The sequence below is a fragment of the Streptomyces sp. NBC_00859 genome, from assembly GCF_045161865.1.
In the GTDB taxonomy this organism is placed as follows: Bacteria; Actinomycetota; Actinomycetes; order Streptomycetales; family Streptomycetaceae; genus Streptomyces.
The window spans coordinates 676750-699808 of sequence record NZ_CP108826.1 but is presented as its reverse complement, the minus strand read 5'-3'; the positions used below and the strand labels follow the sequence as shown (position 1 = coordinate 699808).

Genomic DNA, 23059 nt, shown 5'->3' with positions numbered 1-23059 from the left:
ACCCGTTCGAGTCGGGTCGGCGGATGTATCGCACGGGTGACCGGGCGAAGTGGACGGCGGATGGTCAGGTGGTCTTCCTGGGCCGGGCCGATGACCAGGTCAAGATCCGCGGCTTCCGTATCGAACCCGGCGAAGTACAGGGCGTGGTCGGCGCACACCCGCAGGTCGCCCAGGCGGTGGTCATCGCCCGCGAGGACGTCCCGGGCGACAAGCGGCTCGTGGCGTACGCCGTTCCGACGGACATCGACGAGCCGCGTGACCATCTACCGGCATCCGTACGTGAGTTCGCTGGACAGCGGCTGCCGGAGCACATGGTGCCGTCCGCGGTCGTGATCCTCGACGCCCTGCCGCTGACCGGCAACGGAAAGCTCGACCGTAAGGCACTTCCCGCCCCGGACTTCGCGGCAGTCGCAGGTGCGGGCAGAGCCCCGGCCAACGTGCGCGAAGAAATTCTGTGCACCGCCTTCGCTGAGGTCCTAGACCTGCCCGAAGTCGGCGTGGACGACGACTTCTTCGAACTCGGTGGCCACTCGCTGGTGGCGGTACGCCTGGTCGAGATACTGCGCAAGCACAACGTTTCGGTGTCGGTGCGCGCCCTGTTCGACAACCCCACCGCGGCAAGCCTCGCGGCGTCCGCCGGGACGGAACAGGTCGTCGTTCCGGAGAACCTGATCCCGGTTGGCGCCTCGGAGATCACGCCCGCCATGCTGCCGCTGGTTGAACTCACCGCCAACGAGATACAGCAGATCGTCGCGACCGTCGAGGGCGGTGCGCCCAATGTGAAGGACATCTACCCGCTCGCTCCGCTCCAGGAAGGCCTGCTCTTCCACCACCTGCTCGCCGACGGCGGCGACGACGCATACGTGATGCCGGCCGTCCTGGAGTTCGACTCCCGGGCGCGGCTCGATGCATTCGTCGAGGCACTCCAGCGGGTGGTGGACCGCCACGACATCTACCGCACTTCCTACGTTTGGGAAGGTCTGCGCGAGCCGGTGCAGGTGGTGTGGCGCTTTACCGCACTGCCCGTCACGGAGGTAGTCCTCGATCCGAGCAGCGCCGATCCGGTCACCGGACTCGTCGCAGCCGGTGGCGCCCGCATGGACCTGAGCCGGGCGCCCCTGCTCGACCTGCACATCGCCGCGGTGCCCGGTACCGACCCGGCGCGCTGGCTCGCCCTGATCCGCGCCCACCACATGGTGCGCGACGGTACGGCCCTCGAGGTGCTCCTGGAGGAGGTGACGGCGTTTCTCGACGGGCGGGGGGAGGACCTTCCCGAGCCGCTGCCGTTCCGTAACTTCGTCGCCCAGGCACGCGGTGGGGTCGACCGTGCCGAGCACGAACGCTACTTCGCCGACCTGCTCGGCGACATCACCGAGCCCACGGCGCCCTTCGGTCTGGTGGACGCGCGCGGCGACGGCGCCACCCTGGCGCGGGCACGCCTGGTAGCCGACCCGGAACTGACCGGACGGCTGCGCGATGTGGCGCGGCGAACCGGGGTGAGTGCGGCGACCGTTCTGCACGTCGCCTGGGCCCGGGTCCTCGCGGCGGTCAGCGGACGGGACGACGTGGTGTTCGGCACCGTCCTGTTCGGCCGCATGAACGCGGGCGTAGGCGCTGACCGGGTGCCCGGCCCGTTCATCAACACCCTGCCGGTACGCGTGCCCACCGCCCAGCACGGTGTGCTCGGCGCCATCACCGCGATGCGCGGCCAGCTAGCCCGCCTCCTGGAGCACGAGCACGCACCACTTGTGGTGGCACAGCGGGCAGCCGATCTGGAGGGCGACGCCCCGCTGTTCACCGCCTGCCTTAACTACCGGCGCAGCATCGGCGAGGATTTGGACGAGCGGTGGAAGACCTCACTGCCCGGCACCAAACTGTTGTTCACGCGAGAGCGCACCAACTACCCGCTGGCTCTCCTCGTCGACGACGACGGGAACAGCCTAGAGCTGATCGTCGACGCCGTCGCCCCCGTCGATCCGCATACGGTCGCAGCCCTCGCCAGGACCGCCATCGAAGAACTGGTGGGCGCGGCGGAGAGCGCCCTGGACGGCGGCGCGGAAGTGCCGCTGCGCGCGGTTCAGGTGCTCGACGTGGTCGAACGCCGCCGGGTGCTGGACGAGTGGAACAACACCACGGCGGACGTGGCACCGGCGACCGTACCCGCGCTGTTCGCCGCCCGCGTGGGGCAGACGCCGGACGCGGTAGCCGTTGCATCCGACGACGCCGAACTGACGTATGCGGAGCTGGACGCGCGAGCCAACCGGCTCGCCAGGTTCCTGATCGGCAGAGACGTGGGGCCTGAGTCGGTGGTCGCCGTCGTTCGCGAGCGCGGCATCGAACTGATCGTCACTCTGCTCGGCGTACTCAAGGCGGGCGGCGCTTACCTTCCCATCGACCCGCAGTACCCGGCGGAACGCATCGCGTTCATGCTCAAGGAGTCGGGTGCGGTGGCCGTCTTGACCTCGGTGCTGTGCGCGCCGGTGATACCGGGCGACACCGCGACACCCGTGTTCGTACTCGACGAACCGCTGCTGGCTGCGGAGATCGAGACTCAGGCAGGCAACGAGGTGAGCGACGCGGAACGGGGCGTCAATCTGCGGCCGGACCACGCCGCGTACATGATCTTCACCTCCGGTTCCACGGGCGCCCCCAAGGGGGTGGTCGTTCCACATACCGGCGTCGCCAGCCTGGTGACCGCACAGATCGAGCGGTTCGAGGTCGGTGCAGAGAGCCGAGTGCTGCAGTTCGCCTCACCCGGTTTCGACGCGGCGACCTGGGAGCTGGTCATGGCGCTGTGCTCGGGCGCCCGCCTGGTGGTAGCCCCTGCCGAGACCTTGCTGCCGGGCGGTGGGCTCGCCGAGCTCGTGGCCCGGCACGGCGTCACCCACGCCACGCTGCCGCCCGCCGTCCTGTCCGTACTGGAGCCCGGGGATCTCGCTGCGGTCACCACACTGGTCTCGGCCGGGGAGGCCCTCGGCAAGGAACTCGTAGCCCGCTGGTCGAGCGGCCGTCGCTTCGTCAACGCCTACGGCCCGACCGAGACCACCGTGTGCGCGACGATGTCGGACGCGTTGTGCGAAGACGAACACAAGCCCGGCATCGGCTCCCCGATCACTAACTCCCGGGTATACGTGCTCGATAACACCCTCAGCCCGGTACCGGTCGGAGTCGACGGCGAGCTCTACATCGCGGGAGCCGGGCTCGCCCGCGCTTACGTGGGCCGTCCCGCCCTGACCGCGGAACGCTTCGTCGCCTCGCCCTTCGACGGGGCGGGCGAGCGCCTGTACCGCACGGGGGATCGGGTGAGCTGGACCGCCGACGGCCGGCTGATGTTCGCCAGCCGCGTCGACGACCAGGTCAAAATCCGCGGTTTCCGTATCGAGTTGGGTGAGGTGCAGTCCGTCCTTGCTGCGCACGCCGACGTGACCCAGGCCGCCGTCGTGGCGCGCAAGGACGACGCAGGCGGCAAGCGGCTGGTGGGCTACATCGTCCCGGACGACGGAACACGGGGAGCTGAACTGGCGGAAGAGGTAAGGAAGTTCGCCCAAAACAAGCTGCCCGAGTACATGGTCCCTTCCTCACTCGTCGTGCTCGATGCCTTGCCGCTGACGGCCAACGGCAAGGTGAACCACCAGGCACTGCCCGATGCCCTGCCCACGGCGAGCACCGGCCGGACGCCCACCACACAGCGGGAAAAAGCCCTGTGTACGGCGTTCGCCGAAGTGCTCGGCCTCCCCGAAGTCGGCATCGACGACGACTTCTTCGCACTCGGTGGGCACTCCCTGCTCGCCGCCCGCCTCACCAGCCGTCTGCGGACGGTGCTCGGCCTCGAGGTGCCCCTGCGGGTACTCCTCACGGCGCGGACCGTGTCCGGCCTCATAAGTCAGCTTGGAAATGTGAGCTCTGCTAGGCCCGCGCTGCGGCCGATGCGTACCCAGGAGGATTCCTGATGATTCCGTTGTCATTCGCGCAGCGTCGGCTGTGGTTCTTGTCCCAGTTGGAGGGCCCGAACGCGGTGTACAACATTCGTGTTGCACAGCGCCTGACCGGAGCGGTGGACCGCGACGCCCTGGACGCCGCGCTGCGGGATGTGATCGGCCGCCACGAGATCCTGCGTACCCGCTACGGCGTCACGGCGGGCGAACCCTACCAACAGGTCCTCCCCACGGCCGGCCTGGACTGGCACTTGGAGACGGCCGACATCACCCCGGCCGCGTTGGATGAGAAGATCAACACTTGCGTCGGCCACGTCTTCGACCTCACTACCGACATTCCTGTCAAGGCCTGGCTGTTCACGACCGCACCCGGGGAACACACGCTCGTCATGGTCGTTCACCACATCGCCGGCGACGGCTGGTCGATGGGGCCCCTGGCCCGCGACCTGTCCTCGGCCTACGCGGCGCGCATTGAGGGTGAGGCACCGCGGTGGGAGCCGCTGGCCGTGCAGTACGCGGACTACACCCTGTGGCAGCGCGAACTGCTCGGCGACACGAGCGACCCCGACAGCTTGTTCTCCCGGCAGGTCGCCTACTGGCGCCAGTCGCTTGCAGACATTCCGGAGGAACTGGACCTGCCGTACGACCGGACGCGCCCGGCTGTACTGAGCCACGACGGCCGCACCGTTCCCTTCACACTGCCCGCCCGGGTGCACACGCGTCTCGCCGACGTCGCGCTCGCCGAGGGCGTCACGCTCTTCACCGTGCTCCAGGCCGCCCTGGCGGTGACACTCTCCCGGCTGGGCGCCGGCACCGACATTCCGATCGGCACCGTCAACGCAGGACGGGGCGACGAGGCGCTCGACGACCTGATCGGCTTTTTCGTCAGCACCCTCGTGGTGCGCACCGACCTGTCGGGCGACCCCACGTTCCGCGAACTTGTCGCCCGCGTCCAGGAAGCCGGCCTGGCAGCGTTCGAGCACCAGGACGTGCCGTTTGAGAAGCTCGTCGAAGAACTTGCCCCGACCCGCTCCCTGTCTCGGCACCCGCTGTTCCAGGTCATGCTGATGCTGCAGAACACCGGTGAGGCGGCCCTGCGGCTTCCAGGCGTCCACGCCGAGCCCGTGGCGACCAGTCAGAGCGCCGCCAAGTTCGACCTGGAGATCGGCATCGGCGAGACGTTCGACGGCCACGGTGTCCCGGGCGGCCTGACGGGCACGGTCGTCGCCGCCGCCGACCTGTTCGACCCTGAGTCCGTCCAGTGGATCGCCAAGCGTCTCGTCCGGGTCGTCGAGGCCATCGCCGAAGCCCCGCAGACCCGCGTCAGCGACCTTCGCCTGCTGGACGACACCGAACTACACCAGGTGCTGCACGGATGGAACGACACCGCAGTCGACCCCCCCCCTACCACCCTGCCGGAGCTTTTTGAGGCCCAGGTGGCACGCACACCCGAGGCGGTCGCCCTGGTCGACGGAGCGCGCAGCTTCACGTACGCCGAACTCGACACGCTTGCCAACCGGTTGGCGCATCTGCTGGCTGATCGGGGCGTTGGCCCTGAGTCCATCGTGGCGGTGCAGATGGAGCGCAGCGCGGCTTTGGTGGCGTCGTTGCTCGCGGTGGTCAAGGCGGGTGGCGCGTATCTGCCGGTCGATCCTGAGTACCCGCAGGAGCGGATCGCCTACATGCTGGCGGACGCGCGGCCAGTGTGTGTGTTGACTACGTCCGGCTGCGCGGGTGGTGTGCCGGCGTCGGATGTTCCGGTCTTGGTGGTCGATGACGTGCTCGCACGCGGCGTACTCCCCGCTGCTGGGGCGGCCGGGCTGCCGGGGCGGGCCGGTCTTTTGCCGCAGCATCCCGCATATGTCATTCACACCTCGGGCTCGACCGGGCGCCCCAAGGGTGTCGTCGTCGGCCACGGGGCGCTGGCCAACCACCTGCACGCCGCCGCCGAGCGGGTCCCGCTCAGCGCCGGCGACCGGTTCGTGGCCGTGACCACCGTGTCTTTCGACATCGCCGCCCTCGAGCTGTTCCTGCCGCTGGTCAACGGGGCCGCTGTCGTGCTCGCCGACCGTGAGACGGTCCGCGATCCGAAGGCTCTGCTCAACCTGGTCCGCACCAGCGGGGCCACTGCACTGCAGGCCGTGCCGTCCCTGTGGCGCGCGCTCCTGGAGGCCGGTGAGTGGCCCGTCTTGGTGCGCGCCCTGGTCGGCGGCGAGGCACTTCCCGAGGAGCTGGCCGCACGGTTCCACTCGTGCGGGGTGTCGGCGGTGAACCTGTACGGGCCCACCGAAGCGACCATCTGGGCCACCTCCCACGAAGTCGGCGAAGGCCGCGTCGTCATCGGACGGCCGTTCGCGAACACCCGCGCCTATGTCCTCGACCAGCGGCTGCGCCCCGTGGCCCCCGGTTCGACAGGAGAGCTCTACCTCGCGGGCGCCCAGCTGGCCCGTGGCTACCTGGGCCGGCCCGGCTTGACGGCCGAGCGATTCGTTGCATCGCCATTCGTCTCCGGCGAGCGGTTGTATCGCACGGGAGACGTGGCGCGCTGGCGTCCCGGTGGTGTTCTGCAGTGTCTGGGCCGCACAGACGGCCAGGTCAAGGTCCGAGGCTTCCGGATCGAGCCGGGCGAAATCGAGGCGGTCCTCGAGCGCCATCCCCGGATCGCCCGCGCCGCAGTCGTCGTGCGTGAGGACACACCGGGCGACGCTCGGCTGGTGGCGTATGCGATACCGGTGACCGAAATGGAGGGGCCGACGGATGCTGGAGAGCTTCGAGCCCATGTGGGTGCAAGCCTGCCGAGTTACATGGTGCCGTCTGCGGTGCTGGTGCTGGACACGCTGCCGCTGACCGCCAACGGCAAACTCGACCGCAACGCCCTGCCCGCCCCCACCCACACCACCGGCGCGGGCCGAGGGCCCGCGGACCTGCGCGAGGAACTGGTGTGCGGCGTATTCGCCGACGTACTCGGTCTGGACTGGGTCGGCGTTGACGACGACTTCTTCGCGCTGGGCGGCCACTCCCTGCTCGCCGTCGAACTGATGGGCCGCGCCCGGGCCGTACTGGGCGCCGACATACCGGTGCGTGCCCTCTTCCAGACGCCTACCCCAGCCGGTATCGCCGCCGCGGTGGGCGCCGCAACGGCTCGGACACCGGACAACCTCATCCCCGCCGATGCCACGACGATTACTCCGGACATGCTGCCGCTCATCGAGCTCAGTACGGCCGAAATCGACACGATTACCGCCTCCGTGGATGGCGGAGCGGCCAACATCGCCGACATCTACCCACTGGCACCTCTCCAAGAAGGCCTGCTCTTCCACCACCTGCTCGCCGACGGCGGTCAGGACGCCTACGTCCAGCCCACCGTCCTGGAGTTCGCCTCGCGGGCACGACTCGAGGCCTTCACCGAAGCCCTTCGCCAGGTGGTGGAGCGCCACGACATCCTGCGCACCTCCATCGCGTGGGAAGGCCTGCGCGAGCCCGCACAGGTCGTGTGGCGCCACAGTCCTGTGCCCCGAGAGGAAGTACGTCTGGCAGCCGACGCCGGCGACCCGGTCCACCAGCTGCTCGCTGCAGGGGGTGGCTCGATGGACCTTGCCCGGGCCCCGCTGCTCGACCTGCACATCGCGGCCGACCCGCGAAGCGACCGTTGGCTGGCTCTGGTCCGGGCACACCACATGGTGCAGGACCATACTGCCCTCGAAGTCGTGCTCGAGGAGGTACGCGCGTTCCTGGACGGGCGAGGTGCCGAACTGCCCGTACCCGCACGCTTCCGAAACTTCGTCGCACGGGTGCGCACCGGGCCCGAACACCCCGGCCACCACCCGTACTTCACGCAGCTGCTCGGCGACGTCACCGAACCCACCGCGCCCTACGGACTCGTCGACGTACACGGCGACGGCGACGGGTCGTCCCGGGCCCGCGTCCCCCTCGCGCCCGAACTCGGCTCACACCTACGCGCTGTCACCCGCAGGCTGGGCACTAGCCCCGCGACGGTTCTGCACCTGGCCTGGGCCCGGACCCTCGCCGCTGTCAGTGGCCGCGACGACGTGGTGTTCGGCACCGTCCTATCCGGCCGCATGAGCGCCGCCACCGGCGAAAGCCAGGCCCCCGGCCCGTACATCAACCTGCTTCCGGTGCGCGTACGCACCGCGGAACTCGGTGCGTACGAGGCGGTCGAAGCGATGCGCGGCCAGCTCTCCCGGCTCATGGAGCACGAGCACGCGCCTCTCGCCGCCGCCCAGCGGGCCAGCGGCGTCACCGGTGACACCCCCCTGTTTACCTCCCTGTTCAACTACCGGCGGGGCACGCCCGGCGACGGCCTCCACACCGACGGCATCCGCATCCTGTTCGCCCAGGAGCGCTCCAACTACCCGCTCGCCGTGTCCGTCGACGACGACGGCGACGCCTTCTCACTTGCCGTGGACGCCCGCACACCCGTCGACCCGCACACCGTAGGTACCCTCCTGTGCACCGCGCTCGCCGGGCTCCTCGAGGCACTCGACGCGGCCGCCGACGGCGCCGCCGACCGGCCGCTGACCGCTATCCCCGTCCTGGACGAGGCCCAGCGCCACCAGATCCTCGCCGAGTGGAACGACACAGCCGTCGAGGTGCCGTCCGCAACCGTCCCCAACCTGTTCGCGGTCCAGGCCGCCCGCACCCCCGACGCGGTGGCCGTCACCGGCGACGACGCCACTCTCACCTTCGCCGAACTGGACGCCCGAGCCAACCAGCTGGCACACCTCCTCGCGGACCGGGGTGTTGGGCCCGAGTCGGTCGTCGGCGTATGCCTCGAGCGAGGCACCGACCTGGTCGTCGCCCTGCTCGGCGTCCTCAAAGCCGGCGGCGCCCACCTGTCCCTCGACCCCACCTATCCGGCCGACCGGATCGCGTACATGGTCCAAGACGCTGCGCCCGCCCTCATCCTCGCCACCACTGTCACAGCAGCCGCCCTGCCCTCGCACGACACCACCGTGCTCGTGCTGGACGACGCCACAACCGCCGGGGAACTGACGGCGTGCCAGGACACACCGCCGCCGGTGACGATCCGACCCGCGCACCCCGCGTATGTCATCTACACCTCGGGGTCGACCGGTCGCCCCAAGGGCGTCGTCGTCCCGCACCGCGGACTTGCCAACCTCGCCGCATTCCAGCGCACCGGTGTCGTCACCCGCTCGGAGCCGCGCATGCGGGTCGCTCTGACGTACGCCCTGTCCTTCGACGCCTCCTGGGAGCTGCTGCTCTGGATGGTCGCGGGCCACGAACTGCACGTCGTACCGGACGACGTACGACGCGATACCACCGCGCTGGCCCGCTACGCCGACGACCGGCGCATCGACCTGATGGCCGTCACCCCCGTGCAAGCCGAGCAACTCCTCGACGAGGGCCTCCTCGAGGCCTCCGCGCACCGCCTCCGCGCCCTGCTGCTGGGGGGCGACGCCGTCGGCACCGCCCTATGGGAGCGGCTGCACGCGGCAACAGGAACGCGGGGACTCAACTTCTACGGTCCCACCGAGGCCACCGTGCACGTGCTGTATCACGACACGGACCAGGGCGGTCGTCCACTGATCGGCCGTCCCCTGCCCAATACCCGGGCTTACGTCCTGGACCGCAGCCTCAGCCCGGTCGCCCCCGGAGTAGCGGGAGAGCTGTATGTGACGGGCGCCGGCCTCGCCCGGGGCTACGTACGCCGCGCGGGCCTGACCGCCGAGCGATTCGTGGCTTCGCCGTTCGAGCCCGGAGCGCGTATGTACCGCACCGGCGACCTCGTACGCCAGGACACCGACGGGCGCTTCGAGTACCTCGGACGCGCCGACGACCAGGTCAAGATCCGCGGCTACCGCATCGAACCCGGAGAGGTCGAAGCCGTAGCCGCCCAGCACCCCGCCGTCGCCCACGCGGCAGTCGTCGCCCGCGAGGACACCGTCGGCGACCGGCGCCTGGTCGCCTACGTCGTACCCGCCGAGGACGGCGCCGATATAGCCGCCTCCGTACGGGAGTTCATCGCTGCGCGACTGCCTGAGCACATGGTGCCCTCGGCGGTCGTGGTCCTGGAAGCCCTGCCGCTGTCGGCCAACAGCAAGCTCGACCGGGCCGCCCTGCCCAGCCCCGTGTACGCAGCGACCGCGGGACGCGGCCCCGCCACGCTTCCTGAGGAACTGCTGTGCACCGTGTTCGCCGAGGTCCTGGGCCTGTCCGAGGTGGGCGTCGACGATGACTTCTTCACACTCGGCGGGCACTCGCTGCTCGCCACTCGTCTGATCAGCCGCGTGCGTACGGTCCTCGGCGTGGAGGTGCCGCTGCGGACGCTGTTCGAGTCACCCACCGTGGCCTCGCTCGCGGCCCGCCTCGACGGCGCGCCCGCGGCCCGCGCCGCACTCGCTCCTGCGACACGCCCCCAGCGGACCCCGCTCTCCTTCGCCCAGCGCCGTCTGTGGTTCGTGGGCCAACTGGACGGGCCTGGCGCCACCTACAACATCCCGGTGATGCTGAAGCTGTCGGGTGCCCTCGACCGGGGCGCTCTGGGCGCAGCTCTGCGCGACGTGATCGGGCGGCACGAAGTGCTGCGTACGGTTTTCGATGTCGCGGACGGTGAGCCGTACCAGCGCATTCTTGAGCTCGGTGAGCTCGATTGGGAGCTGTCAGTCGCCGAGGTCGCCCCGGCGGAGCTGGCCGGTGCTGTTGCCGACGCGCTCGCGCGCCCCTTCGACCTGGCCGCCGACATTCCCATCAGGGCCTGTCTGTTCGGGATCTCTACCGACGAGCATGTTCTCGTCATGGCCGTGCACCACATCGCCGGCGACGGCTGGTCGATGGAGCCGCTGGCACGGGACCTGTCGGCTGCCTATGCGGCGCGAAGCGTAGGGAATGCTCCCGAATGGCAGCCTCTGCCGGTCCAGTACGCCGACTACGCCCTGTGGCAGCGGGACCTGCTCGGCGACGAGTCGGATCCCCAAAGTGTGGTCGGGCGCCAGATCGCCTACTGGCGGCAGGCGCTGGCTGGTGCTCCGCAGGAGCTGGATCTCCCGGCCGACCGGCCCCGCCCCGCGGTGCCCACGCACCTGGGGCACGGCATCGCGCTGTCCGTGCCGGCGCCGGCGCACGCGCGTCTGGTGCAGTTGGCACGGTCCGAGGGCGTGACCACCTTCATGATCCTGCAGGCGGCGATGGCGATGATGCTGTCGCGACTGGGTGCCGGGACAGATATTCCGATCGGTGTGGCCAACGCCGGCCGTACGGATGAGGGGCTCGACGATCTGGTCGGCTTCTTCATCAACACCCTGGTGATACGCACCGATCTGACGGAAAGTCCGACGTTCCTGGAAGTTCTCAGGCGCGTACGGGAAACCAGTCTGTCCGCCTTCGCTCACCAGGATGTGCCCTTCGAGAAGCTCGTCGAAGAACTCGCCCCGGCCCGATCCCTGGCCCGCCACCCGCTGTTCCAGATCATGCTGAAGGTCCAGAACACCGGTGAGGCCATCCTCGACCTGCCAGGTGTGCGGATCTCCGGACTCGAAGCTGGCGCGTCCGCGGCCAAGTTCGACCTGGACGCGACGGTCACCGAGACCTTCGACGTCCACGGCACACCGGCCGGTCTGCGCGGTTCGGTGGTTGCGTCGGCGGACCTGTTCGACGCCGGAACGGCCGAACGCTTCGTGGCCTGCTGGGTCCGGGCGATCGAGCTGCTGGTCAACGATCCACAGTCCCGGCTGCGCGAGCTCCCGGTCCTCGATGACGCCGGGCGCCATCAGATGCTGGTGGACTGGAACGACACCGCCGCGGAGGTCACCGCCGGGTCGCTCCCGGAGTTGTTCGCGGCACAGGTGGCTCGTACGCCGGACGCCGTGGCCATCGTCGCGGGCGGCGCTGCCGTCACGTACGCGGAATTGGACGCCCGCGCCAACCGCCTGGCCCGCCACCTCGCCGCGCAGGGCGTGCGTCCCGAGTCGGTGGTCGGCGTGTGCCTGGAACGCGGTGCGGATCTGATCGTCGCGATCCTTGCCGTCCTCAAGTCCGGCGGCGCCTACCTGCCCATGGACCCGGCCTACCCGGCCGACCGCATCGCCTACATGGTCGAGGACGCGGCCCCGGCGGCGGTAATCGCCTCGACCGGGACGGCCGGAGTGCTGCCCGCGACTGAAGCGGCCGTGGTGATGCTCGACGAAGCGGAGACTGTGGCGGCGCTGGCGGGGCTAGACGATGCTGCCCCGGACGTGACGATCCTTCCGGAGCATGCGGCGTATGTGATGTATACGTCGGGGTCGACGGGTCGGCCCAAGGGTGTGGTGGTGGCTCATCGGGGTGTGGTGAGTTTGTGTGAGGGGCACGCTCGGACGGTGTTTGCCGGGGGTGGTGGCCGGTTGCGGGTGGCGTTGACTACGTCGGTGTCTTTTGATGCGTCGTGGAATCAGCTGTCGGCTCTGTTTGTGGGGCATGAGCTGCATGTGGTGGATGCGCAGACGTGGCTGGATGCGGGTCTTCTGGTCGGGTGGATGCGGGCGTCGCGTATTGATTTTGCTGAGGTCACTCCGTCGTATCTGCAGGTTCTGGTGGATGAGGGTCTCTTTGAGGGGCCTGTGTGTCCTTCGCGTATCGGGGTGGGTGGTGAGGCGGTCCCGGCCGGTCTGTGGGAGCGGTTGCGTGTGCTGGAGGGTGTGGAGGGGTTCAACTTCTATGGCCCGACGGAGGCGACGGTCGATACGGCGATTGCCCGGCTGGCTTCGTCTGTCGGTGTGGTGGTTGGTGGGCCGGTCGCCAATGCTTGTGTTTTTGTGCTGGATGAGTTCCTGCAGCCGGTGGCGGTGGGTGTGGCCGGTGAGTTGTATGTGTCGGGTGCTGGTGTGGCCCGGGGGTATGTGAACCGTGCGGGTCTGACTGCGGAGCGTTTCGTTGCTTCACCGTTTTCCGCGTTGGGTGAGCGGATGTACCGCTCGGGCGACCGTGTGAAGTGGACGGCGGACGGTCAGCTGGTCTTCCTCGGCCGGGCAGACGATCAGGTGAAGGTCCGCGGATTCCGCATCGAACCGGGTGAAGTCCAAGCCGTGGTGACTGCGCATCCTCAGGTCAGCCAGGCTGCCGTGATCGTCAGGGAAGACACACCTGGAGACCACCGCCTCATCGCCTACGTGATAGCTGACGCACACGACGACGAACTGGCCGTATCCATTACGGAGTTCGCAAGTGGCCTCCTGCCTTCCTACATGGTCCCCTCGGCGGTGATTGCGCTCGAGGCCCTGCCGCTGACCGCCACCGGCAAACTCGACCTCAAGGCGCTGCCGGCGCCGAGCCACGGGACGCACACGGCGGACCAAGGCCCGACCAACGCTCGCGAGGAGATCATCTGCGCAGCCTTCGCCCAGGTATTGGGTCTGGCCGGTGTCGGCGTACACGACGACTTCTTCGAGCTCGGCGGTCAGTCGCTGCTCGCCATCCGACTGGTTGCCCTGCTGCAGAAGCAGGGTGTCTCGGTGTCGGTTCGGTCCTTCTTCCAGGCGCCCACCCCGGCCGGCCTCGCTGCCTCGACAGCGGCCGTACCCATCGCCGTACCGGAGAACCTGATCCCGGCCGGTGCCACCGAGATCACCCCGCAGATGCTGCCGCTGGTCGACCTGAGCGCCGAGGAACTGGCGCGGATCACTGCCACCGTGCAGGGCGGGCCGGCCAACATCGCGGACATCTACCCGCTGGCCCCGCTTCAGGAAGGCCTGCTCTTCCACCACCTCCTGGCCGACGGCGGGGACGATGCCTATGTCCTGCCCACGGTCTTGGAATTCGACTCCCGAGACCGGCTCGACGCGTTCACGGACGCTCTCCAGACCGTCATCGACCGCCACGACATCTATCGCACCTCCATGGTATGGGAGGGCCTGCGCGAGCCCGTCCAGGTCGTCTGGCGCCGCGCCACACTTCCTGTCGACGAAGTGAATCTTTGTGCCGAAGGCGACCCGGTGCAGCAGCTTCTGGCGGTCGGCGGATATCGGATGGATCTGGGTAAGGCGCCGCTGATCCAGATGCACGCCGCGCAACTGCCAGGCACCACAAGGTGGTTGGGCCTGCTGCGCGCGCACCACGTGGTGCGCGACCACACCGCCCTGGAGATCGTCTTCCACGAGGTCCGAACCATCCTCGCCGGCCGCGGCCGTGAGCTTGCCCGGCCGCTGCCGTTCCGCACCTTCGTCGCCCAGACACGTGGTGCCGTCGCGCGCTCGGAACACGAGCGGTACTTCGCCGGCCTGCTCGGCGACGTCACCGAACCCACCGCACCGTTCGGCGTCGCGGACGTGCGCGGCGACGGCATGGCGTCCTCCCGCGAAGTGCTGTGCCTCGACGACGGTTTCACGCGGCAGCTCCGGGCGGTCGCCCGCCACATGGGGGCGAGCCCGGCGACTGTCATGCACGTCGCGTGGGCCCGGGTGCTGGCTGCCGTCAGCGGCCGAGACGACGTGGTGTTCGGCACGATCCTGTTCGGCCGCATGAACGCGGGCGAGGGCGCCGACCAGGTCCCCGGCCCGTACATGAATACTCTGCCCGTGCGGATGCGCACGGAGGCCTTCGGAGTGCTCGGCGCGGTCTCCGCGATGCGTCGTCAACTGGCGGAGCTTCTGGAGCATGAGCATGCACCGCTGGCCGTCGCCCAGCAGGCCAGTGGCATCCCTGGCAATACCCCGCTGTTCACTGCCCTATTCAACTACCGCCACCACACCGACCGGTCCGATGGCAGTACCCCGCGGGGAGAGCTGGAAGGCATCACCCTGCGCTTCGCCGAGGAGCGGGACAACTTTCCCCTCGCGCTCTCGGTCGACGACAACGGTGAGGGCATCAAACTGGCCGTCGACGCCGTCGCCCCCGTGGACTCGCTGATGGTCGGCCGCCTGGTGCGCACCGCCGCGAGCAACCTCGTGGACGCACTCGCAAGAGCTCTCGACGACGGCCAGGACACGCCGCTGAGCGCGGTGCAGGTCCTGGACGAGGCGGAGCTCACCCAGGTGCTCGAAGAGTGGAACGCGACCACCGTCGACGTCGCGTCCGCGTCAGTGATCGACCTGTTCCAGGCTCAGGTGACCCGAAGCCCGGACGCCGTGGCGGTCACCGTGGACGACGTCGCCCTCTCGTACCGCGACCTGGACGCCAGGGCCAACAGGCTGGCCCGCCATCTCATCGCCCAGGGCGTCGGTCCCGAGTCCGTGGTGGCCCTGTACCTGGAGCGGGGCGCCGACCTGGTGACGGCGGTGCTGGCCGTGCTGAAGGCAGGCGGCGCCTATCTGCCGATGGAGCTGGAGTATCCGGCCGAACGCATCGCCTACATGCTCGGTGACGCCGCGCCGGCGGCGATTATCGCCGCCCGCGACACAGTCGGAGCGATCCCTGTTACGGATGCCACGGTGCTCGTCCTGGACGACGCGGACACCCTCACCGCTCTCGCCCAACTGCCCTCTGGCACCCCGGGCTGTACGCTGCGTCCGGATCACCCGGCGTACGTCATCTACACATCGGGTTCGACCGGCCGTCCCAAGGGAGTCGTGCTCACCCACGCCGGGTTCGCCAACACCGTTGCGGGCGCTACCGCCCGTTTCCAGCCCGCTCCCGGCTCCCGGGTGGCGCAATTCGCCTCGGCGAGCTTCGACATCTTCTGCCTGGAGTGGTCGCTGGCCCTCACCACGGGATCCACGCTGGTGGTCGTCCCGGCGCACCGCCGGCTGGGCCCGGACCTGGCGTCGTTCCTCGCCGAGCAGCGCATCACCCACGTTTCGCTGCCGCCGGCCGTGCTGGAGGGCATCGAGGTCGCGGCGATCGCCCCGGACGTGGTCCTCGAAGTCGGAGGCGAGGCATGCTCAGCGGCACTGATCGAGCGCTGGGCACGTGGCCGCACCCTCTTCAACACCTACGGCCCTACGGAGACGACGGTCGACGCCACGTGCTGGCGGTGCGAGCCGGATGTGACTGAGGTGCCGATCGGCACCCCGATCGCCAACACCCGCACCTATGTGCTGGACAGGTCGCTCTCACCGGTACCGGTGGGAGTCGCCGGCGAGCTCTACGTGGCGGGGGCCGGACTGGCCCGTGGCTACCTGGGCCGCCCGGCCCAGACGGGTGAACGGTTCGTCGCCGACCCGTTCTCCACGACCGGGCAGCGCCTCTACCGCACGGGCGACCTGGCGCGCTGGAACACCGACGGCCAGATCGAGTACCTGGGCCGTAGCGACGAACAGGTCAAGGTCCGCGGCTTCCGTATCGAACTCGGCGAGGTCCAGTCCGTGGTGGCCTCCCACCCGGACGTGGCCCGTGCGGCCGTGGTCGTACGCGAGGATCACCCCGGCGACAAGCGGCTCGTCGCCTACGTCGTCCCAGCAGGACAGCCCCTTGAACCGGTCGCACGTATCGCCGAGTTCACCGCCCGCCGCCTGCCCGCCTATATGGTCCCGTCGGCGATTGTCATCGTGGACAGCCTGCCGCTGACCGCTAACGGCAAGCTCGACCACCGTGCGCTTCCCGTCCCCGCCTACCGCGAGGGCGCGGACTCGGCGGCCAGCGGCCCCGCCACCCCGCATGAGGAGATCCTCTGCGGGATCTTCGCCCAGGTTCTCGGCCGGCCCTCGGTGGGCATCCATGACGACTTCTTCGCCATAGGCGGACACTCGCTGCTCGCGGTCCGGCTCATCAGCCGTATCCGCACCGTCCTGGGTGTCGAGGTGCCCCTGCGTACCCTGTTCGGTGCGCCGACCGTCGCCGCACTCGCTCCCTGCCTCGGCGGTGCCGGTAGGGCCCAGAGCGCACTGGTCCCGATGGCGCGCCCCGTGCGCATCCCGCTGTCCTTCGCGCAACGCCGCCTGTGGTTCATCGGCCAGCTGGAAGGACCTGGATCCACCTACAACATCCCGATGGGGCTGCGGCTCGGCGGGCCCCTGGACCGCCCGGCCCTGATCGCGGCGCTGCGTGACGTGATCGGACGCCACGAGGTACTGCGCACCCGGTTCCCGGTCGCCGACGGCGAGCCGTACCAGCAGGTCGTCGACCTCGACGACCTGGTGTGGGAGCCGTCCGTGCACACGGTGCGACACGCCGAACTCCCGGGCGCGATCGCCGAGACGGCCGAGCACGACTTCGACCTGGCCTGCGAAGTGCCTATCCGTGCCGCGCTGTTCGAGCTGGAGCCCGAGCACCACGTCCTTGTCGTAGTGGTGCACCACATCGCAGGCGACGGCTGGTCGACCGGGCCGCTGGCTCGCGATGTCTCGGTCGCCTACGCGGCGCGCAGTGCGGGCCGGGCGCCGCGGTGGGAACCGCTGCCGGTCCAGTACGCCGATTACGCGCTGTGGCAGCGCGAGCTGCTAGGCGAGGAGCGCGATTCCGACAGCGTGATGGGCCGCCAGATCGCTTACTGGCGGGACGCGCTGGCTGGTTCCCCCGAAGAGCTGGAGTTGCCCTTCGACCACCCGCGCCCGCCGGTGGCCTCCCACCGTGGCTACAGCGTGCCGGTGGACCTGCCGGCCGCGGTGCACGGACGGCTCGTGGAAGTGGCCCGGTCCGAGGGGGTGACCACCTTCATGATTCTGCAGGCGGCGCTGTCGATCCTGCTCTCGCGCCTGGGGGCCGGGACGGACATTCCGATCGGCTCGCCGAACGCCGGCCGTACGGATGAAGCCGTCGAAGGGCTCATCGGATCCTTCGTCAATACCCTGGTGCTGCGCACCGACCTGTCCGGTGATCCGACGTTCCGCGACGTCCTGTCCCGTGTCCGCGAGACGAGCCTGTCGGCCTTCGCCCACCAGGACGTGCCCTTTGAACGACTTGTCGAGGAACTCGCCCCCAGCCGCTCAATGGCCCGGCACGCACTCTTCCAGGTCATGCTGACCCTGCAGAACACCTCCGAGGCTGTCCTCGATCTGCCTGGGCTGCATGCCCAGGCGCTGTCCACCGGCCCCGCCAAGGCCAAGTTCGATCTGGACGTCATCGTCGGTGAGGTCTTCGATGAGGACGGTAATCCGGCCGGCGTGCGTGGAGCGGTCACGGCGGCGGCCGAGCTGTTCGAGGCCGCCACCGTCGAGCGCCTCGTCGCCTGTCTGACACAGGTCCTCGACGCGCTCACTGCGGAACCCGGCATACGGCTCAGCGAGGTCCGCGTCCTCGGGGACACCGAGCGGCAGCGCATGCTGATCGCGTGGAACGACACGGCTGCGGACGTGACACCGGCGACCATCCCGGACCTGTTCGCCGCACACGTCGCCCGCCGCCCGCACGCGGTCGCCGTGGCCGCCGACGGTATCGAGATTACCTATGGCGAACTCGATGCCCGAGCAGCCCAGTTGGGTCGCTACCTGAGCGAGCGGGGTGTACGCCCCGAGTCCGTTGTCGCGGTCTGCCTGGACCGCGGCATCGATTTGATGGTGGCCCTGCTCGGCGTGCTCAAGGCCGGCGGTGCGTACATGCCGATCGATCCGGACTACCCGGCCGACCGCATTGCCTACATGCTCAGTGACGCGGCGCCCGCCTTGGTCCTCGCCGCGGCGGGGACGGTGGGTAAGGTGCCCGACACCGCGGTCGAGATGGTTTTGATCGACGAGGCGCACACAGCACCTAACGAGGCATCCGACACCGCGCTCACCACGGCTCATCCTGCCTACGTCATCTACACGTCCGGTTCGACCGGGCGTCCCAAGGGTGTCCTCGTCTCCCATGCGGGCGTCGCCGCTCTGGTCGCGGGCCACGTCCGCTACTTCGGCGTCGGGCCCGGCTCCCGGGTCGCCCAGTTCGCCTCCGCCAGCTTCGACACGTTCGGCTGGGAATGGTTTATGGCGCTCCTGTCCGGTGCGTCCCTCGTCGTCATCCCGCGCGAGCGGCGGCTGGGTGACGCGCTGCCCGCCTACCTCACCGAGCAGCGCGTCACGCACGCCACGCTGCCCCCTGCCGTCCTGGCGACCCTCGACGAGACGTCAATCGACACGGAGACGGTCCTTGTCGTCGCCGGCGAGGCCTGCCCGCCCGATGTCATGGCCCGCTGGGGCCGAAGGCACAGGCTGTTCAACTCGTACGGGCCCACGGAGACGACCGTCGACGCCACGGTGTGGCGGTGCGCCTCGGACGCCGACGAGGTCGCCATCGGAGCTCCGGTCCTCAACACGCAGGTGTACGTCCTCGACGAGTACCTGGCACCCGTTCCGGTCGGGGTCGCCGGTGAGCTCTACGTCACCGGGGCGGGCCTGGCCCGCGGCTACCTGGGGCGGCCCAGCCTGACCGCCGAACGGTTTGTCGCCAACCACTTTGCGGTCGACGGCTCCAGGCTCTACCGCACCGGCGATCGCGCCAAGTGGGGAGCCGACGGGCAGCTCGTCTTCGCCGGCCGCACCGACGACCAGGTCAAGATCCGCGGTTTCCGCATCGAGCCCGGCGAAGTCGCCGCCGTCTTGTCGGCGCATCCGGCCGTAGGCCAGGCCGCGGTGATTGTCCGCGAGGACAGCCCGGGTGACAAGCGCCTGGTTGCCTACATCGTGCCCGCCCAGGCAGCCGGCAGTTGGCCGGCGTCCGCCACGGAGTCCCTCCAAACGTATGTGGCCGAGCGGCTGCCCGACTACATGATCCCCTCAACAGTCGTCGCCCTCGACGCGCTGCCGCTGACCGTCAACCGTAAGGTCGACCGCAAGGCGTTGCCCGCGCCTGACTACTCCGCGGGCACGGCGACCGCTGAACGTGGCCCGATCGGGGTGCGCGAACAGCTGCTGTGCGGCGTCTTCGCCCAAGTCCTGGGCGTCGACAAGGTCGACGTCGAAGACGACTTCTTCGCCCTTGGCGGCCATTCGCTTCTCGCGGTGCGGCTGGCCAGCCGGGTACGAGCCGTACTCGGAGTCAACCTCGACATCCGCGTTCTGTTCGACGCGCCGACGGTTGCGGGACTTGTGGCGCAACTGGACGGCGCAGGCGAGGCACGACTGGCCCTCACGGCCGGCGAACGCCCAGAGCGGCTTCCGTTGTCTTTCGCCCAGCAACGTCTTTGGTTCATCGAACAGTTGGAGGGAGGTAGCGCCACCTACAACATTCCGGTGGCGGTGCGCTTCACCGGCGCCGTCGACGCGCGAGCCCTGGGGCTCGCGCTGCGGGATGTGATCGGTCGCCACGAAGTGCTGCGCACGGTGTACCCGACGGTCGAGGGCCGGCCGTACCAGCACGTCCTGCCCCTGAGCGAGGTGGCCTGGGAACTCGCAGTTGCCCACGTTGAGCCAGACGCCGTCGCCGCAGCGGTGCAGGAGGCATCGGAGTATGAGTTCGACCTGTCCACGGAAGTTCCCATCCGGGGCTCGCTGTTCGAGACAGACGGCGAGGAGCGAGTGCTGCTCGTCGTGGTCCACCACATCGCGGGCGACGGCTGGTCATGGGCGCCGATGGGAAGCGACCTGTCCACCGCCTACGGGGCACGGTGTGAGGGCCGGGCGCCGGTGTGGGAGCCGCTGCCGGTGCAGTACGCGGATTACGCGCTGTGGCAGCGCGAACTGCTCGGCGACGAAACCGACGAGGAGAGCCTGATGTCCCGCCAGCTCGCCTACTGGCGCGAAGCACTGGCCGGATCTCCGCAAGAGCTCGTACTCCCCGCCGACCGGGCGCGACCCACCGTCTCCTCCCACGGGGGCCACGCGGTTCCGCTCATTGTTCCGGCTGAGGTGCATGCGCGGCTGGTGGAGGTGGCCCGGTCCGAGGGGGTGACCGTCTTCATGGTTTTGCAGGCCGCGCTGGCGATGCTGTTGTCGCGTCTGGGTGCGGGGACGGATATTCCGATCGGTTCGGCGAATGCCGGCCGTACGGATGAGGCACTGGATGATCTGGTCGGGTTCTTCATCAACATGCTGGTGGTGCGTACGGATCTGTCGGGCGATCCGACCTTCCGTGAGGTTCTTGCCCGGGTGCGGGAGAGGAGTCTGTCGGCTCTGGCGCACCAGGAGGTGCCCTTCGAGCGGCTAGTCGAGGCGCTGGCGACTTCACGCTCCCTGTCTCGGCACCCACTCTTCCAGGTGCAGCTGAATCTACAGAACAACGTGGAGGCCGTACTCGACTTGCCTGGCGTGCGGGCCGACGGGATGTCCGCCGGGATGCCGATGGCCAAGTTCGATCTGGAGGTCGGCATCGGCGAGACGTTCGACGACGACGGCAACCCGGCTGGTCTGCGCGGCACCGTCATAGCCGCGGCGGACCTGTTCGATCGGGAGACGGTCGAGGTCCTGGGCGAGCGTCTGGCGCGGGTGCTCGGGCTGCTGGTCGCTGATCCCCGCACGCGCTTGGGCGCGCTGGACGTGCTGGATGAGGCTGAATTGCAGCGGGTGCTGGTGGACTGGAACGGCGGGGGGACGGAGCCTTCTGCCGCTACCCTGCCGGAGCTTTTTGAGGCCCAGGTGGCACGCACACCCGAGGCGGTCGCCCTGGTCGACGGAGCGCGCAGCTTCACGTACGCCGAACTCGACACGCTTGCCAACCGGTTGGCGCATCTGCTGGCTGATCGGGGCGTTGGCCCTGAGTCCATCGTGGCGGTGCAGATGGAGCGCAGCGCGGCTTTGGTGGCGTCGTTGCTCGCGGTGGTCAAGGCGGGTGGCGCGTATCTGCCGGTCGATCCTGAGTACCCGCAGGAGCGGATCGCCTACATGCTGGCGGACGCGCGGCCAGTGTGTGTGTTGACTACGTCCGGCTGCGCGGGTGGTGTGCCGGCGTCGGATGTTCCGGTCTTGGTGGTCGATGACGTGCTCGCACGCGGCGTACTCCCCGCTGCTGGGGCGGCCGGGCTGCCGGGGCGGGCCGGTCTTTTGCCGCAGCATCCCGCATATGTCATTCACACCTCGGGCTCGACCGGGCGCCCCAAGGGTGTCGTCGTCGGCCACGGGGCGCTGGCCAACCACCTGCACGCCGCCGCCGAGCGGGTCCCGCTCAGCGCCGGCGACCGGTTCGTGGCCGTGACCACCGTGTCTTTCGACATCGCCGCCCTCGAGCTGTTCCTGCCGCTGGTCAACGGGGCCGCTGTCGTGCTCGCCGACCGTGAGACGGTCCGCGATCCGAAGGCTCTGCTCAACCTGGTCCGCACCAGCGGGGCCACTGCACTGCAGGCCGTGCCGTCCCTGTGGCGCGCGCTCCTGGAGGCCGGTGAGTGGCCCGTCTTGGTGCGCGCCCTGGTCGGCGGCGAGGCACTTCCCGAGGAGCTGGCCGCACGGTTCCACTCGTGCGGGGTGTCGGCGGTGAACCTGTACGGGCCCACCGAAGCGACCATCTGGGCCACCTCCCACGAAGTCGGCGAAGGCCGCGTCGTCATCGGACGGCCGTTCGCGAACACCCGCGCCTATGTCCTCGACCAGCGGCTGCGCCCCGTGGCCCCCGGTTCGACAGGAGAGCTCTACCTCGCGGGCGCCCAGCTGGCCCGTGGCTACCTGGGCCGGCCCGGCTTGACGGCCGAGCGATTCGTTGCATCGCCATTCGTCTCCGGCGAGCGGTTGTATCGCACGGGAGACGTGGCGCGCTGGCGTCCCGGTGGTGTTCTGCAGTGTCTGGGCCGCACAGACGGCCAGGTCAAGGTCCGAGGCTTCCGGATCGAGCCGGGCGAAATCGAGGCGGTCCTCGAGCGCCATCCCCGGATCGCCCGCGCCGCAGTCGTCGTGCGTGAGGACACACCGGGCGACGCTCGGCTGGTGGCGTATGCGATACCGGTGACCGAAATGGAGGGGCCGACGGATGCTGGAGAGCTTCGAGCCCATGTGGGTGCAAGCCTGCCGAGTTACATGGTGCCGTCTGCGGTGCTGGTGCTGGACACGCTGCCGCTGACCGCCAACGGCAAACTCGACCGCAACGCCCTGCCCGCCCCCACCCACACCACCGGCGCGGGCCGAGGGCCCGCCACCCGCGCGGAGGCGGTCCTGTGCGACGTGTTCGCCCAGGTCCTCCGGTTGGAGAAAGTGGGTATGGACGACGACTTCTTCGCCCTGGGCGGCCACTCACTGCTCGCCACCGAGCTCGTCATTCGCCTTCGCGCGGAACTCGGCGTCGATGTCGAACTCCGGGCACTGTTCGATGCGCCCACCCCGACGGGACTCGCAAAGCAGCTCGGTGCGGAGAAGTCAAGCCGTCCGGCCCTACGACCGATGCGCAACCGGAAGGCATAG

General features: G+C 69.4%; 2 protein-coding genes (1 of these 2 cut by a window edge). Both read left to right on the top strand.

Features of this window, described 5'->3' with window-relative positions; translation table 11 throughout:
* On the top strand, positions 1-3950 hold the end of the coding sequence (locus OG584_RS02865; protein ID WP_405774635.1) for an amino acid adenylation domain-containing protein. The gene continues 8950 nt to the left of window position 1, outside the view; only the last 3950 of its 12900 coding nucleotides appear in the window; the start codon falls outside the window, past its left edge; it ends in the stop codon at positions 3948-3950.
* Entirely contained in the window at positions 3950-23059 is a 19110-nt protein-coding gene (locus tag OG584_RS02860) for a non-ribosomal peptide synthase/polyketide synthase (protein WP_405774633.1), read from the top strand. The genes OG584_RS02865 and OG584_RS02860 overlap by 1 nt, the downstream gene beginning before the upstream one ends.

Coding starts and splice junctions, on each gene's coding strand:
- OG584_RS02860 (WP_405774633.1), top strand. CDS start 3,950: ATGATTCCGTTGTCATTCGCGCAGCGTCGGCTGTGGTTCTTGTCCCAG.